Origin of the sequence: Allorhizobium borbori, assembly GCF_014196535.1 — a bacterium.
Lineage (GTDB): Bacteria > Pseudomonadota > Alphaproteobacteria > Rhizobiales > Rhizobiaceae > Ectorhizobium > Ectorhizobium borbori.
On sequence record NZ_JACIDU010000018.1, the window covers coordinates 14,870 to 29,074 of the forward strand.

At 60.6% G+C, this 14,205-nt stretch carries 13 protein-coding genes; all 13 read left to right on the forward strand.

Annotated elements, in window-relative coordinates; translation table 11 throughout:
- Positions 1-82 precede the first annotated feature (82 nt).
- Positions 83-1,078: a FecR family protein gene (locus GGQ66_RS18675; RefSeq protein ID WP_183794463.1), complete on the forward strand. Its 996-nt coding sequence runs from the start codon at positions 83-85 to the stop codon at positions 1,076-1,078.
- A 152-nt stretch (positions 1,079-1,230) separates the two neighbouring features.
- Positions 1,231-3,642, forward strand: a complete 2,412-nt coding sequence (locus tag GGQ66_RS18680) for a TonB-dependent receptor (RefSeq protein WP_183794465.1) — start codon at positions 1,231-1,233, stop codon at positions 3,640-3,642.
- Positions 3,643-3,706: 64 nt separating this feature from the next.
- Complete coding sequence (locus GGQ66_RS18685; RefSeq protein ID WP_183794467.1) at positions 3,707-4,636, forward strand: iron-siderophore ABC transporter substrate-binding protein; 930 nt, start codon at positions 3,707-3,709, stop codon at positions 4,634-4,636.
- Between the two features lie 53 nt (positions 4,637-4,689).
- A complete protein-coding gene (locus GGQ66_RS18690) occupies positions 4,690-5,649 on the forward strand; it encodes a FecCD family ABC transporter permease (protein WP_183794603.1) in 960 nt (319 codons plus the stop codon).
- Positions 5,646-6,635, forward strand: a complete 990-nt coding sequence (locus tag GGQ66_RS18695; protein ID WP_183794469.1) for a FecCD family ABC transporter permease — start codon at positions 5,646-5,648, stop codon at positions 6,633-6,635. Before GGQ66_RS18690 ends, GGQ66_RS18695 begins: the two co-directional genes overlap by 4 nt.
- Entirely contained in the window at positions 6,622-7,416 is a 795-nt protein-coding gene (locus GGQ66_RS18700; RefSeq protein ID WP_183794471.1) for an ABC transporter ATP-binding protein, read from the forward strand. The genes GGQ66_RS18695 and GGQ66_RS18700 overlap by 14 nt, the downstream gene beginning before the upstream one ends.
- 269 nt (positions 7,417-7,685) lie before the next feature.
- Positions 7,686-8,594, forward strand: a complete 909-nt coding sequence (locus tag GGQ66_RS18705) for a LysR family transcriptional regulator (protein ID WP_183794473.1) — start codon at positions 7,686-7,688, stop codon at positions 8,592-8,594.
- Positions 8,595-8,741: 147 nt separating this feature from the next.
- A complete protein-coding gene (locus GGQ66_RS18710; protein WP_210287332.1) occupies positions 8,742-9,524 on the forward strand; it encodes a carbon-nitrogen hydrolase family protein in 783 nt (260 codons plus the stop codon).
- Between the two features lie 12 nt (positions 9,525-9,536).
- Positions 9,537-10,202, forward strand: coding sequence for an RraA family protein (locus tag GGQ66_RS18715; RefSeq protein ID WP_183794477.1), 666 nt, complete (start codon positions 9,537-9,539; stop codon positions 10,200-10,202).
- 64 nt (positions 10,203-10,266) lie between these two features.
- Entirely contained in the window at positions 10,267-11,307 is a 1,041-nt protein-coding gene (locus GGQ66_RS18720; RefSeq protein WP_183794479.1) for an ABC transporter substrate-binding protein, read from the forward strand.
- Positions 11,308-11,441: 134 nt separating this feature from the next.
- On the forward strand, positions 11,442-12,515 hold the full coding sequence (locus GGQ66_RS18725) for an ABC transporter ATP-binding protein (RefSeq protein WP_183794481.1): 1,074 nt from the start codon (positions 11,442-11,444) through the stop codon (positions 12,513-12,515).
- A complete protein-coding gene (locus tag GGQ66_RS18730) occupies positions 12,512-13,387 on the forward strand; it encodes an ABC transporter permease (RefSeq protein ID WP_183794483.1) in 876 nt (291 codons plus the stop codon). Before GGQ66_RS18725 ends, GGQ66_RS18730 begins: the two co-directional genes overlap by 4 nt.
- Before the next feature lie 12 nt (positions 13,388-13,399).
- Entirely contained in the window at positions 13,400-14,194 is a 795-nt protein-coding gene (locus tag GGQ66_RS18735; RefSeq protein ID WP_183794485.1) for an ABC transporter permease, read from the forward strand.
- Positions 14,195-14,205: the final 11 nt, after the last annotated feature.

The window sequence follows — 14,205 nt, forward strand, 5'->3', positions numbered from 1 at the left end:
TCATCTGGTGGCCCGTTATCATCCTGAATGAGGACACTTGATACGGTGCTTGCGCTTAGTTGGCGGAAAGTGATGGACGGCCATGGCGGACAATAAAAAGGCGGACGACAAACGATCGGGCGTCGAAGCCGAGGCGATCGCCTGGTTCACCCGGATGAACGGCAAGCCGTCGCGTACCGACCGCAACCATTTCAAGACCTGGTTGAAGGCCGATCCTATCCACGAACGGGCCTATGATGAACTTCGTGCGCTCTGGTCGTCGGCAGGAGGGCCGGGTGCTGATGTCGCGCGTGAGGAAGAGCAGGCGCTTTCCCGTCATCTGGAGAATGTCCGGCGGATGCGGGAGACGAAAACGTCAGGGAAAACCGGCGGAATCGTCGGGCTCTGTCTGTGCGCCTTTCTGGCGGGCTCGTGGATATGGCTGGAGAGACCGACCCTTTTGCAGGACTGGCAGGCCGACTATGTGAGTGCGCGTGGCGAACGGCGCTTGATCGATTTGCAGGATGGGTCGACCGTTCTGCTGGATGCCGACACCGCCATCGACGTCGATCTCGGCGCGTCCGAGAGACGTGTCCGCCTCCTGCGTGGAACCGCGTTCTTTACCGTTACGCACTCGGACATTCCCTTTGTCGTCAAGGCCGGCGACGGCGAGGCCCGGGTTCTCGGTACGACCTTCGATGTCGCCATGCACGATGACGGCGTGTCGGTGGTGCTCGAGAATGGTAGTTTGCAGGTCACCGGCGCGACGGCATCACAGCGTGTGGTCCTTGCTCCGGGAGAAGGCGTCGCTTATCGCGCATCCGGGATGGGCAAGCCGGAAAAGGTCGACCTGGAAGAAAGTGCAGCCTGGCACGAAGGGCGTTTTGTCTTCAATAACGCCCGCCTCGGCGATGTTCTCAGACAGATCGAGCGCTATCGTCTGGGCCGCATCGTGGTTCTTTCCGGCACACTCGCTGAACGACGGGTCAGCGGTAGTTTCTCGATCGATAATCCCCATGCTGCACTCGCCTCCGTTCAGTCGTTGGTGGGCTTCAAGATGAACGAGGTCGCCGGCCGACTCGTGATCGTCAGGCCCTGAACGGATTTCCGGTGACGCTGCAAAAGTTAATTTTTTCATTTTTCAATGAGGGTAGGCCCCGGTGCGTTCCGTTAACTCATTAGAATGACGGCAGATCGAATGTGGGAGAGCTGGCGTCATTCCCCAGTAATTTGAGGGAATAGGGGCGTTTGATGAATTCCGGAAGATTGAGGCACAACGCGGCAATGCTGCTCGCGACGACTGTACTTGGCGCGGCGGGCGTTGGTAGTCTCGGGGCGGCGAGCGCACAGGCGCAAACCGCATCACAACAGGTCTACAGTTTCGACATTCCGGCCAAACCCATTCGTCAGGCGATGAACGATATCGGGCGGATCACCGGCCTGTCCGTCGTGTTCGACGAGACGGCAGCGGCTTCGGCGAGTGGGCGCGCGGTGCGTGGCTCGATGACGGCCTCCCAGGCGGTTTCGGCCCTCCTGTCAGGTACGGACCTCAAATACCGCTTCACCAATGGCAATACCGTCACCATCGCCAGCGTGCTGACGGTCACGACTGACGTTGCCGGTGCCTCGTCCGCCGACACGGTTCTCGCGCCGATCACCATTTATGGCGCGCGCAATGCGACGACGCTGAAAGACACGTCGGCAAGTGTCGGTGTCCTGACCGCGGAACAGATCGCCGACAGCCAGGTCCGCAGTATTCGTGACGGCTTCCGGCGCATGGCGAACGTGATGGATGGCGACTGGACCGATGCTGGTTTCGTTATTCGCGGCGTCAATTCCGAGGGGCTTGTTCCCGGTGGTGCTCCGCTTGCAACGCTTTACGTCGACGGCGTCCAGCAGACGGTGCGCGGCGCCCGGCGCGGCGCCCGTGGCCTGTTCGACGTCGAGCAGCTCGAAGTCTATCGCGGTCCGCAATCGACGCTGTCCGGTCGCGCTGCCATGGCCGGCGCCATCTATGTCAAAACCAAGGACCCGGTCTTCGAGCGCGAGGGCGAAGTCTCCGGCACGATCGGTACGGGCAATCTTTACGGCACCGCGTTCATGGTGAACACGCCGCTCGTGGAAGACGTGCTTGCGCTGCGTGTCACCGGGGAATTCCAGCGCAGCAAGAACGATATCAACTACCCGACTTTCGAAAGCTTCGATCGATACAACGAATTCACGCATGACACCTATTACCAGATCCGCGGCAAGGTTCTCTTCGAGCCGGCGGAAATGCCCGAGACGCGCGCCCTGCTGAGCTATTCGTTCTCGCACGATGATCCCTATGTTCGCGACATCGGCGGGCCCGCACTTGGCTTCAGTTTTGGAGACGAACGCGGCGATTACCAGATCCCGGCCTATATCGAATACCGGCCGACCAATGTGCAAAATGTTGGTCTGGAAGTGACCCACGAACTCACCGACGAGTTGAAGCTGACGTCGCTTTCGGCGTTCAGCTATTCCGACACGGATCGCTTTTCGCCGAACTACGGCACGGCGGGAGAGATCAACACCTATCACGGCTATTACAAGGAATGGATCGCTTCGCAGGAACTGCGCCTCAATTACGAAGGTGACCGATGGAGCTGGGTTGGCGGCGTGTACGTTGCCTTTGAGGACGAGAAGAACTTCTACGATCGCACCATTCCGCTCTCGCCGGCGATCAGCCGCAACCAGGTGCAGCACAATACCCAGAAAGCCTTCAATGCCGCGATCTTCGGCGAGGCATCCTACGAGTTCGTGCCGACCTGGAAGGTCACTGTCGGGGGGCGTCTCGACTATACCGATCAGGACATCACCCAGCATCTCGTCCGCACTCAGCCATTGGGCGGTACGACGACCGTTCTGACCGATTACGGTGCGTCCTTCGACGAGATCAATTTCGTGCCCAAGATCGGCCTGTCGAAAGAACTGACGGATACCCAGACCGTCGGGATCACCTATTCACAAGGCTTCCGGACGGGCGGCGCCAGCTATAGTTCGCTCAGCGCGGCAGCTTACACCTACGAGCCGGAAAAGGCTTCGACATACGAACTTTTCTACAAGGGCAGCTTCCTTGACGAGCGGCTGAAACTGAACTCAAACCTGTTCTTCACTAAGTATTCCGACCAACAGGTCCAGATGCAGCTCGATCCGGCCGACCCGCTCACGCGCCGCATCCTCAATGCCGCATCCTCGGAAGCCTGGGGTTTCGAGATCGAGCCCTCTTTCAAGGTCACCGACAATCTCGAAACCTTTGTCTCGCTCGGCTATGTCCACACAGAGTTCAAGAGTTTCAACGATCTGACCTACGGTAACCTCTCCGGCCTGCCATTCCCGGAGGCACCGGAATGGTCCGTGGGGCTCGGCGGACGATACACATTCGACAATGGCGTTTTTGTCGGTGCCGACGCAAAATACACATCGAGTTATCTGGCCCGCCTGGGCAGCCTGCCGCACGATTATATCGACAGCCGCTGGATCGTGAACATGCAGGCTGGCTACAAGGCCGAGCGTTGGGAGATCAACGCTTTCGCGCAGAACCTCCTGGACGAGAAATACTTCGTCTACAACGACAACAACATCGCCGCCACGCTTGGCGAGCGTCGCAGTGTCGGCATGAACCTGAAGATCCGGTTCTGAACATGCAAGCGGGATCGATGCCCGGAGCATCGATCCCGCCATTCTTTTCATGGGATTTCACGGCATGAAGACGTCGTTGTGCCTTTTCATTGGCATTCTGGGCATGCTCCTTTCGCCGGCGCCAGCCGCGGCGCAGTGTCCGGGTCGGGTGATATCGGAAAATATCCTCGACGCACCGGTCTGCGTGCCCGATGCGCCCTCCCGCATCGTCGTGCTGGACCCGTTCTACAATCTCGGCATGGGGCTGGAACTCGGTTTGCCGATTGTTGGCGCGCCGTTGACGACAGCGCAGGACGCGGATCTGCGCAAGGCCGCGGAAGCGGCATCGGTCACGGATATCGGCGATGCGCGGCAGCCAAGCCTTGAGCGCATCGTTGCCTTGAAGCCCGACCTGATCATCGGCGACGCCACGCTCCACGCGCAGGTCAAAGGCATGTTCGAAAAGATCGCGCCGACGGTCCTGATCGACGTCAGGACCTGGAAGGATCATCTGCGGGTGCTTGCGGACATGACCGGCCGCAATGAGGCGGCGGCAAAACTGCTCGATGGATATGAAGCGCGCGTCGCGGCCATCCGCGCCCGCGTTCCGAGCTTTCCGGTCTCCGTTCTGCGTGTGACCCCGGCAGGCTTCCACGTCTACGTCTCCGGCCCGGCATCCTATGCGCCCTATGCCGTGCTGCGCGAAGCGGGCGTTCAGCGTACGGCTTACGAAACCGTCACCGACAACACCGCGTTCAAGCGTCCGGGTTGGGAGGAGATCGGTCTTCTCGACGGCAGGATCCTGCTCTATGTCGTCGTCAGCGGCTACGATCAGGCACCCGATGACGCGCTCGAGGCAGCGACCATCAAAAATCCGTTCTGGCAGATGCTGCCGGCCGTACAGTCCGGGCGGGCCTACAGGGTCGATCGCGGCACCTGGATGGGGTTTTACGGCGTGGCCTCCGCCCATCGTGTTCTCGACGATGTCGAGCGTTACATTGTGGACGCGCCGTGAGAAGTGGACAGGCAGATGCTCTGCGGGTGCTCGGGCTCGCGATCCTGTTTTGCATGACCATTCTGGTCGCTGTGCTGTCGATCGGTGCGGGCACGGCACGGCTTTCGTTCGTGACCGTTGCCGAGGCGCTCTTCGCCTTCGATGGGTCCCGTGATCACCTCATTGTCACCATGCTCCGGCTTCCGCGTGTGCTGGCCGGTGCGATGGCGGGCGCGGCGCTTGCCGTTGCCGGTGCGGTGATGCAGGCCGCGACCGGCAATCCTCTGGCATCGCCCGGCCTGCTCGGCATTAACGCCGGTGGCGCTTTTGCCGTGGTCGCCGCCATGGCGCTTCAGATGACCGGCTCGCTGGGCGATGGTAATGGCCTCGTCTGGTATGCGTTCGGTGGTGCAGCCATTGCCGGATTCGCGGTTCATGCGCTCGGTTCGCTCGGTCCGCGTGGAGGGACATCGTTGAAACTTGTCCTGGCGGGAGCGGTGATCGGCACCTTCCTTACCTCGCTGACGTCGGCCATTCTGATTTTCGATCAGGCGACGCTCGACGCCGTAAGGCTCTGGACCGTGGGGTCGCTGTCGGGACGAACAATGGGGCAGGTCCTGGCTGTTGCCCCCTACATCGCAACGGGCCTCGCGGCCGCTCTTCTCCTGCGCGGGCAGTTCACGACACTTAGCCTTGGTTCCGACATATCCGGCGCGCTGGGACAGCACCCGCTCCTATGGCGCACTCTGTCTGTTGTCATCGTGGTGCTGCTTGCCGGGAGTGCCGTTGCGCTTGCGGGGCCGGTCGGCTTTGTCGGTCTCGTCATGCCGCATGTCGCCCGCCTGACAATCGGCGCCGACTATCGCTGGATCGTACCCTATAGCGCAGTTGGAGGCGCCTTGCTGCTCGTTATGGCAGATACGGTCGGACGAGGCCTGTTTGCCAGCCAGGATTTTCCCGTTGGCGTGACGATGGCATTGATTGGCGCGCCGTTCTTCCTGTGGCTTGCCCGTTACCGGTTGCGTGGCGCATGAAGTCCCGTCGCATCCTGTTGGCAACCGCTCTCCTGTCCGTTCCAGCGCTGCTGCTCGCCAGTCTGATCCTCGGTGACCAGACGATTTCGAGGGCGGATCTGGCGAGCTTGCTTGACGGTAGTGCCTCGGTACAGACCCGCATGATCGTCCTGGATCTGCGCCTGCCGCGTGCGTTGATGGCGTTTACCGCGGGCATGGCGCTCGGGATCGCCGGTGCAATCGCCCAGGCGGTGATGCGCAATCCTCTGGCAGAACCCGGAATTCTGGGCATCAATGCCGGAGCCGCACTTGCAGGAGGACTTGTCATCGTCGGCTTGAAAGGGGCAGGGGCAGCGCTGTTGCCACTGGCAGGCTTTGCCGGCGCAACATTGATGGCTACGTTCGTCTTTATCCTTTCCTGGCGCAACGGCACTTCGTCGCTGCGCATTGTCCTGATCGGTATCGCGCTCGGTGCGCTCGCCGGCGCCGGTTGCAGTTTCCTGATTGCCTTTGCCGACGTCGCGGATGTGCAGCGATTGATGATCTGGCTTGCGGGCAGTGTTTATGCCGCCGATTGGGGCGCATTGGGCCTTCTGGTCGCCTGGCTCGTCGTGCCTGTGGCGCTTGCCTGTCTTGCCACCCGTCAGCTCGATCTCCTGCGCTTCGGCGACGATATCGCCGCAAGCCTCGGGCAGCGCGTCAATCTCGGCCGCGCTTTGCTGATCCTGCTGTGTACGGCCATATCGGGTGCGACGGTCGCAGCTTGCGGGCTGATCGGCTTCATCGGCCTGATCGCGCCGCATGTCGCCCGGAAGATGGCGGGCGCCGGCCATGCGCGGCTGATTCCGGCTTCCGCGCTCGTGGGTGGGCTGCTTCTCATGGCGGCCGATCTGGTCGCCCGAACCGTCATGGCCCCGGCCCAGTTGCCGGCTGGCATCGTTACCGCGCTGATTGGCGCTCCTTTCCTTGGCTATCTTCTCTGGGGACGACGCCATGCCGCTCAATGAGAACGAACCGGTGCCCGGCCTGTGCCTCGACAAGCTGTCGCTCGGCTACGGAAATAGAATGATCGTTGAAAGTCTGGACCTTACGCTGCCGACGAGTGCATTCACGGTTCTGCTTGGCCGCAACGGCTCGGGCAAATCGACGGTGTTGCGAGCCTGTGCCGGGCTGCTCAAGCCCAAGGCTGGCACTGTGTTGCTCGATGGCAAGCCGCTTGCCGGTTTCACGGCGCGCGAAAGCGCCAGACGCATCGCTATCCTGCCGCAAGGCCCCGCCGCGCCCGAGGGGCTCACGGTATCGGATCTGGTGCGCCAGGGCCGATATCCGCATCGGGGTCTGTTTTCGCGCTGGTCCGGAGCGGACGAGGAGGCGGTCAGGGAAGCACTCGAACTGACAGGCATGGCCGATCTGCGGGAACAGCCGCTTGAGAACCTCTCCGGCGGCCAAAGGCAGCGTGCTTGGATTGCAATGTCGCTCGCGCAACAAACGGAGATCCTTCTCCTCGATGAACCGACCACGTTTCTCGATCTTGCGCATCAGGCGGAAGTCATGAGCCTCATAACCATGCTGGTGAAATCCCGCCACAAGACCGTCGTCGCGGTGCTTCATGATATCAACCAGGCGGCCCGGCATGCCGATCACATCGTCATGTTCAAGGCGGGCAGACTGGTGGAGCAGGGGCCACCGGGCAGGATCATGACCAGAGAGCATATTCGGCGCGTCTTCGATATCGATCCCGAAATCGTCCATGACGTAAAAACGAATGCCAGATTCATCCTGAGTTGAAAGGTCAAGGAAACGTCGGCCTGGCAGGATGCGCGTGCAGGCGGCGGTTTTGAATATCCCGGTTGTTGCCGCCCCGCGATCCTCGTCGGCTTTGCGTGAAGCCGACAGCGTCGTCACTGGTAGCCAAGATTCGCGGCCTGCACGGACGCTCGATCCGGCGCGAGTGAGGCGAACCTCAGGTTTCTGGCGTCGAGCATCCGCGTTATCTATAGTGATACGCGTCGGTATCGGCTTGCCCTGCTCGGATTGGACGGGAAGAACTTGCACGGATGAATACGAGATTCCTCGAAACTTTTCTCTGGGCTGCGCGCCTGAGCAGTTTTTCCGCTGCGGCGGAGCGCCTTCACACGACACAGGCTTCTGTCTCGAACCGCATTGCGGCTCTGGAACGGGAGCTGGGCGTGACCCTTTTCACACGCGATGTCCGCTGCGTTAACCTCACGCAGGCCGGGCGTCTGGCGTTGCAGCATGCTGAAAAGATCGTCAATCTCACCGGCGAGTTTCGTCAGATGGTCAGCAGCCGTGAGGCGCTGCGCGGTACGGTGCGCATCGGTGCCGCCGACACGATTGTCTATGCGTGGCTGCCGTTGCTGATCCGCCGGATGAACGAACATTACCCCGGCGTCAGCCTGGATCTGACCATCGATACCAGCCTCAAGATTTCGCAGCGCATCCAGAACGGTGAGGTCGATCTCGGGTTTATCATGGGGCCGGTGATGGCGCCTGGAATTTACAGCGCGGCGCTCTGCACCTTCGAATCCTGCTGGGTCGGTGCGACCGACCTGCCCTTGCCGGAAAGCGGTTTGACCATCGAGGATATCGCACATTTTCCGTTGCTTACCTTCTCGACCGGTTCGCAGCCGCATCAGGCGCTGCGCTCCATGCTGGACGCGCACGGCCTCTCCGACAGCCGTATCTACAATTCCAATTCGCTTTCGATCATGACACGCCTCGTTGCCGCCGGCGTGGGCGTGGGTGCACTGCCGCGTGTGCTGGTCGAAGACATTATCCGGGCCGGTGAGGCGCGTATTCTCGACATTTCACCGGCGGTGCCGTCCTTGACGTTTCACTCCGTCTATCAGGATCGGGGCGACAATGCGGTTGCCCGTGCAATCGCCGATATGGCGACGGAAATTGTTGCCGAATCCGTCAACGAATGGATGGTCGGTGCTGCCTAAAAAAATTGCTGCGATGCAAAATGATTAATCCATAAGCTTTCCTTATGGGTTCCGATAGAGTTTTTCCGTTTGTCAAAAAATCCGTGGCCGTTCTTAATCCCTCTCGCAACATGAGAGGAAAGCAACGTGAAAGTCTCACTTGTTCAGATGAATTCCCAGGGCAACAAGGCAGAAAATCTCAAGATTGCTGCCGAGCTCATTGAAAAAGCAGTCAGAGAAGAAAAGCCAGACCTTGTTGTTCTTCCGGAATACTTTGCATTTCTCGGCGATAGTCCCGAAGCGATGCATGAGAGCGGTGAAGAATTCCCGGGTGGCGAAATCTACACGCTTCTTTCCGGTCTGGCCAGGAAGCACGCGATAACCCTTCATGCGGGTTCCATCGTGGAAAAGGAAGGCAACCGCTTCTACAATTCGACGCTGGTTTTCGGCTCCGATGGCAAGCAGATTGCCCGCTACCGGAAAATCCACCTGTTCGACGTCGATACGCCGAACGGCATCAGCTACCGCGAATCCGACTCCGTTGCCCGGGGCGAGGATGTCGTGACCTATCAGGTCGGTGACAAGACGGTCGGCTGCGCCATATGCTATGATATCCGTTTCCCGGAACTTTTCCGCGCGCTCCGTGACAAGGGTGCCGATGTCATCGTTCTGCCGGCGGCCTTTACGCTGATGACCGGCAAGGATCACTGGGAAGTGCTGGCCCGCGCACGCGCCATCGAAACCCAGACCTATTTCCTGGCCGTTGGCCAGATCGGTGCTCATGCCGATGGCAAGAAGGCCTGCTGGGGTCACTCGATGGTCATCGATCCGTGGGGGCATATCGCCGCCCAGTGCTCCGATACCGTTGGCACGGCCAGCGCCGTGCTCAACTTCGACTATACGGCCACTGTCCGCACCAATGTGCCGGTGGCGAACCACCACGTTCTCTGATCGGATAAAGCCATGTTCACCATCAACCCCATGCCCGAACAGATCGGTGCCGACGTTATCGAACTTCTTGAGCAGGTCGAGGTCGCAACCATCGGTCATGTGTTGCACTCGGGTTTTGTCGACCCGGAAATCCGCGCCGTTTTGCCGAACAAGCGTGTTGCGGGCACCGCTGTGACCCTTCGCATTCCGAATGCCGATTCGACGCTGCTGCATTATCTGACGCAGCTCGTACGACCCGGCGATATCGTTCTCATCGACCGTTGCGGCGATGTTCGCCATGCCTGCTGGGGCGGCGTCATCACCAACACCATGAAGATGGCGGGTGTGAAGGCCGGCGTCATCGATGGCCCCGCGACCGACTTCTCGGAATTCACCAAGGTCGACATGCCCATGTGGTGCCGCGGTCCCTCGCCGATCACCACCAAGATCCTCGGCCTTGAAGGCGCACTGAACGTGCCGATCAGCGTCGGCGGCCAGACCATCAATCCGGGCGATGCCATTCTTTGCGACGAGAGCGGCGTTGTCGCCCTCAGCCCCGCGCAGGCCCGGCCGATGGCCGAGCGCGCGATCAAGATGCAGCAGGACGAAATCGTGCTTCTGCAGCGCTTGCGCGCCGGTGAGAAGCTTCCGGACATTTCCGGCGCCAACAAGCTGGTGCAGGCCAAGCTGAGCGCCTGACATTTACCGATCGGTGGCGGATACGTCCGCCACCTCCCCAAAAATCATAGAGGAGAACAGCAAAGTGAAAAAGTCCATCTTCCTGAGCGGCATCCTTCTGGCCGGCATGGCTGCCATTCCGGCCTATGCCGACCAGACCGTCACTTTCCTTGGCTATAGCGGGTTGTTCCAGGAACGCTACACCAAGGCTGTCATCGAGCCGTTCATGGCCGCCAACCCCGGCATCAAGGTCGAGTATTTCCCGCAGCAGGGTTCTGCCGCCATGCTCGGCGCGCTGCGCGCCCAGAAGGCCGCGCCGCAATCCGATGTCGCTCTCATGGACGTTTCCGTCGCCAAGACCGGCACGGACGAGGGCCTGTTCGACAAGATTGACGAGAGCGTCACCAAGAACTTTGCCGATCTCTATCCGAACGCCAAGTTTGAGGGCGTCGCCGGCGTCGGCGTGACGTTCGACAATCTTGTGCTGATCTACAATACCGATGCCATCAAGAAGGCGCCTGATAGCTGGAATGCGCTGAAGGATACCAGCCTCAAGGGCAAGGTCGCCATGCTCAGTGCACCGGATATCGTCGGCATCGGCACGACGATCATCATGAACCACATCAATGGTGGCACGGATTTCATCAAGAACATCGATGCCGGCATCAACGCCATGGCTGAAGTTGCCCCGAACATCCAGACCTGGGAACCGAAGCCGGAAGTCTATCCGACGGTGGTCAACGGCCAGGTTTCGCTGGGCGTGGGCTGGAATGCCCGCAGCCAGGTCAACGCCGACGGCTCGAACGGCAAGATGAAGGTGGCTTTGCCCAAGGAAGGCACGATCCTGCAGATCAACACGATCAATCTCGTCAAGGGCGGTCCGTCGGCCGAAGCCGCGCGCAAGTTCGTCGATTATGCGCTGAGCGCCGAAGCCCAGGCTGCCTTCACCGCTTCGATGTACTATGCTCCGACCAACGCCAAGGCCAAGGTTGCCGCCGAGGTCGCCGATCGCACGGTGATTGGCGCCATGGACAAGGTCATTCCGGTTGACTGGATCGGTCTGTCCAAGGTCCGTGACCAGATCACGCAGGACTGGCGCCGCAAGGTCATCCCCCTCAGCCGTTAAGGTTTTCCTCGGCACAATTCCCGTCGGTCTCCGGGCCGGCGGGTTCCGGTCAAAACCGCAAGACGTCGATTTCCAGACCAGCCGGCCTGGGTCGCTAAAGAAAGGCACAAGCCAGAATGGGAACCTCAGACACCATGCAGCCGGGATTCCTCTCGATCCGTTCACTGACCAAGCGCTATGAGACGATGGTCGCCGTCGATGACCTCAATCTGGAGATCGCCAAGGGCGAGCTGGTTGCTTTTCTCGGCCCGTCGGGCTGTGGTAAGTCGACTTCGCTGCGCATGATCGCAGGTCTTGCACCTGCCACCTCCGGCACGATCTCGATCGGCGGCAAGGATGTTACACAGCTTGCCCCCTACAGGCGCGACATCGGGCTCGTGTTCCAGAGCTATGCTCTCTTTCCGCATATGTCGGTTCTCAAGAACGTCATGTTCGGGCTTGAAATGCGCAAGGTTCCGGCTGCCGAAGCTGAAAGGCGTGCCCGTGAAGCAATTGCAATGGTCCAGCTCGAAGGCCGCGAGGACCGCCGCCCAGCCCAGCTCTCCGGCGGCCAGCAGCAACGTGTTGCCCTTGCCCGCGCGCTGGTGATCCAGCCTTCGATCCTTCTTTTCGACGAGCCGCTTTCCAATCTCGACGCCAAGCTGCGCGATGAGATGCGCTCCGAAATCCGCAGCATCCAGAAGCGTCTCGGCATTACCTCCATCTTCGTGACCCATGATCAGGTGGAAGCGCTGAGCATGTGTGACAAGGTGGCGGTGCTGAACGGCGGACGCCTCGAACAGCTCGGCACACCCAACGATCTTTATGAACGTCCCGCAACTGCATTTGTCGCTTCCTTCGTCGGCCGGACCAACCGGTTGAGCGGCGTTGCCGAAGGCGACTGCATTTCGGTTGGTGGTAAAGCCTTGCGTGCGCCCGGTGCAAGCAAGGGCAAGGTCGAGCTGATGGTTCGCCCGCACCGCATGGTCATGACGGCGGCAGGCGAGACGATGCCCGATTTTGGCAGCGAGCCGATCAACAGCATCGACGGCGAGATTCGCGACGTCTACTATGCCGGTGACATCCTTCACTACGAAATCGATGCCGGCGGCCAGGTCATGTCCGTCGAGCGCACCACATCCGGCGGCGAGACGCCCGTTTCCCCCGGCAGTGCGGTGAACCTCACCTGGCGCGTCGCGGATACGCTGGTGTTCGGAGCGGCCCAATGACCGCAGCAACCATGATCACGGCTCCCGGTAGCCGCACCTCGTCCATCGTCTTTCTGGCGACGCTTCTTCTCGGGCCGATCATCGCGGTCAACGGACTTGCCTTCATCATGCCGGTCCTCAACCTCCTGATGCTCTCCTTCCGCGAGAGCCTCGGCGGCGGCGGGCTTGGCGATGCCTATACGCTCGACAACTGGTCTTCCACCCTTGTCGATGGCTTCTATATCGAACTCATCGTGCAGAGCATTCTGACGAGCCTGATGATCACGATCCTGACGCTTGTCGCCTCCTATCCGATCGCGCTCTACCTGCACCGGGCACAGGGCCGCTGGCGCACGATCCTGCTCGTGCTTGTCATCTCACCGCTTTTGACCTCCGCCGTGGTGCGCACCTATGGCTGGATCGCCATTCTTGCCGACGATGGACTGATCAACAACACCCTCAAGGCGCTCGGTGCTGATGCCATGAGGCTCCTCTTCAACAAGGTCGGTGTGGTCATCGGGCTCACCGAAATTCTGATGCCCTACATGATCCTTGCGCTGCTTGCCGGTTTCGGCAGGCTCGACCCGCGCGTCGAAGAAGCGGCGGAAACGCTCGGCGCCTCGCCATGGAAAGTGTTCTGGCGGATCATTGTGCCGCTCACCATGCCCGGCGTTGCGCTCGGCTGCCTCCTGTCCTTCGTGCTGGCGGTCAGTTCCTTCATCACGCCCAAGCTCCTTGGCGGCGGGCGCGTCTTCCTCCTTGCGACGGAAATCTACGACCAGGCGATCGTCACGCTCAACTGGCCACTCGCCGCTACGCTGTCGATGATCATTCTCGTGATTTTCGGGGCCGCGCTCGTGCTTTATTCCCGGCTTCTGCGGGCCGTTCTTTAAAGGAGTTCAACCATGGACGAACGTCCCGTTCCGCTGACGCTGAAAATCCTCGCCTTCGTCATGTTCGTGTTCCTGCTGGCGCCTGTCGTGCTGGTGGTGCCGATCTCTTTTTCGGCAGATACCTACATGACCTTTCCGCCTTCAGGCTGGAGCATGCGCTGGTATGTCGATCTGATGCATAACTCCAGGATGATCGGCGCGCTGGGCACGAGCACGCTGCTGGCGGTGATCGTCACGGTGCTGTCGATGCTGATTGCGCTTCCGGCGGCCTATGCCATCATCAGGATGCGCGTCATCGGCGCCGAGGCGCTGCTTGCCCTGTTCACCGCGCCGCTTCTCCTGCCAACCATCGTTCTCGGTCTTGCGATCCTGATCGTCTTTGCCGGTGCCGGTCTGCTCGGAACGTTTACCGGGCTGGTGATTGCGCACCTGATCATCGTGTTGCCCTATGCGCTCCGTGTTCTGACGACTTCGCTGGCCGGTCTGCCGCTTATCGTTGAAGAGGCCGCGTCCACGCTGGGCGCATCGCCGCTCACCGTCTTCACGCGCATTACCATGCCGATGATGATGCCAGGCATCGTGGCGACGGCGGCGCTTTCTTTCCTCGTTTCGTTCGACGAGGCTGTGATCTCGCTCTTCCTCACCGGTCCGCGCATCACCACCCTGCCGGTTGCCATGTACCAGCATGTGGAAACCCAGGCCGATCCGCTCGTTGCGGCAATCTCGGTGCTGCTGATCGTGCTGACACTCGCTGTGGTGATGATCGTTGACCGGACGGCCGGCCTGACGAAAACCTTTGTGAAGTAAGGTTGGGGTTG

Bases quoted from the DNA above. Each gene is read 5' to 3' on its own strand.
- GGQ66_RS18690 (WP_183794603.1), top strand. From the start codon at position 4,690: ATGACCATTCTGGTCGCTGTGCTGTCGATCGGTGCGGGCACGGCACGG.
- GGQ66_RS18675 (WP_183794463.1), top strand. From the start codon at position 83: ATGGCGGACAATAAAAAGGCGGACGACAAACGATCGGGCGTCGAAGCC.
- GGQ66_RS18730 (WP_183794483.1), top strand. From the start codon at position 12,512: ATGACCGCAGCAACCATGATCACGGCTCCCGGTAGCCGCACCTCGTCC.
- GGQ66_RS18700 (WP_183794471.1), top strand. From the start codon at position 6,622: ATGCCGCTCAATGAGAACGAACCGGTGCCCGGCCTGTGCCTCGACAAG.
- GGQ66_RS18735 (WP_183794485.1), top strand. From the start codon at position 13,400: ATGGACGAACGTCCCGTTCCGCTGACGCTGAAAATCCTCGCCTTCGTC.
- GGQ66_RS18685 (WP_183794467.1), top strand. From the start codon at position 3,707: ATGAAGACGTCGTTGTGCCTTTTCATTGGCATTCTGGGCATGCTCCTT.
- GGQ66_RS18680 (WP_183794465.1), top strand. From the start codon at position 1,231: ATGAATTCCGGAAGATTGAGGCACAACGCGGCAATGCTGCTCGCGACG.
- GGQ66_RS18725 (WP_183794481.1), top strand. From the start codon at position 11,442: ATGCAGCCGGGATTCCTCTCGATCCGTTCACTGACCAAGCGCTATGAG.
- GGQ66_RS18705 (WP_183794473.1), top strand. From the start codon at position 7,686: ATGAATACGAGATTCCTCGAAACTTTTCTCTGGGCTGCGCGCCTGAGC.
- GGQ66_RS18710 (WP_210287332.1), top strand. From the start codon at position 8,742: ATGAATTCCCAGGGCAACAAGGCAGAAAATCTCAAGATTGCTGCCGAG.
- GGQ66_RS18715 (WP_183794477.1), top strand. From the start codon at position 9,537: ATGTTCACCATCAACCCCATGCCCGAACAGATCGGTGCCGACGTTATC.
- GGQ66_RS18695 (WP_183794469.1), top strand. From the start codon at position 5,646: ATGAAGTCCCGTCGCATCCTGTTGGCAACCGCTCTCCTGTCCGTTCCA.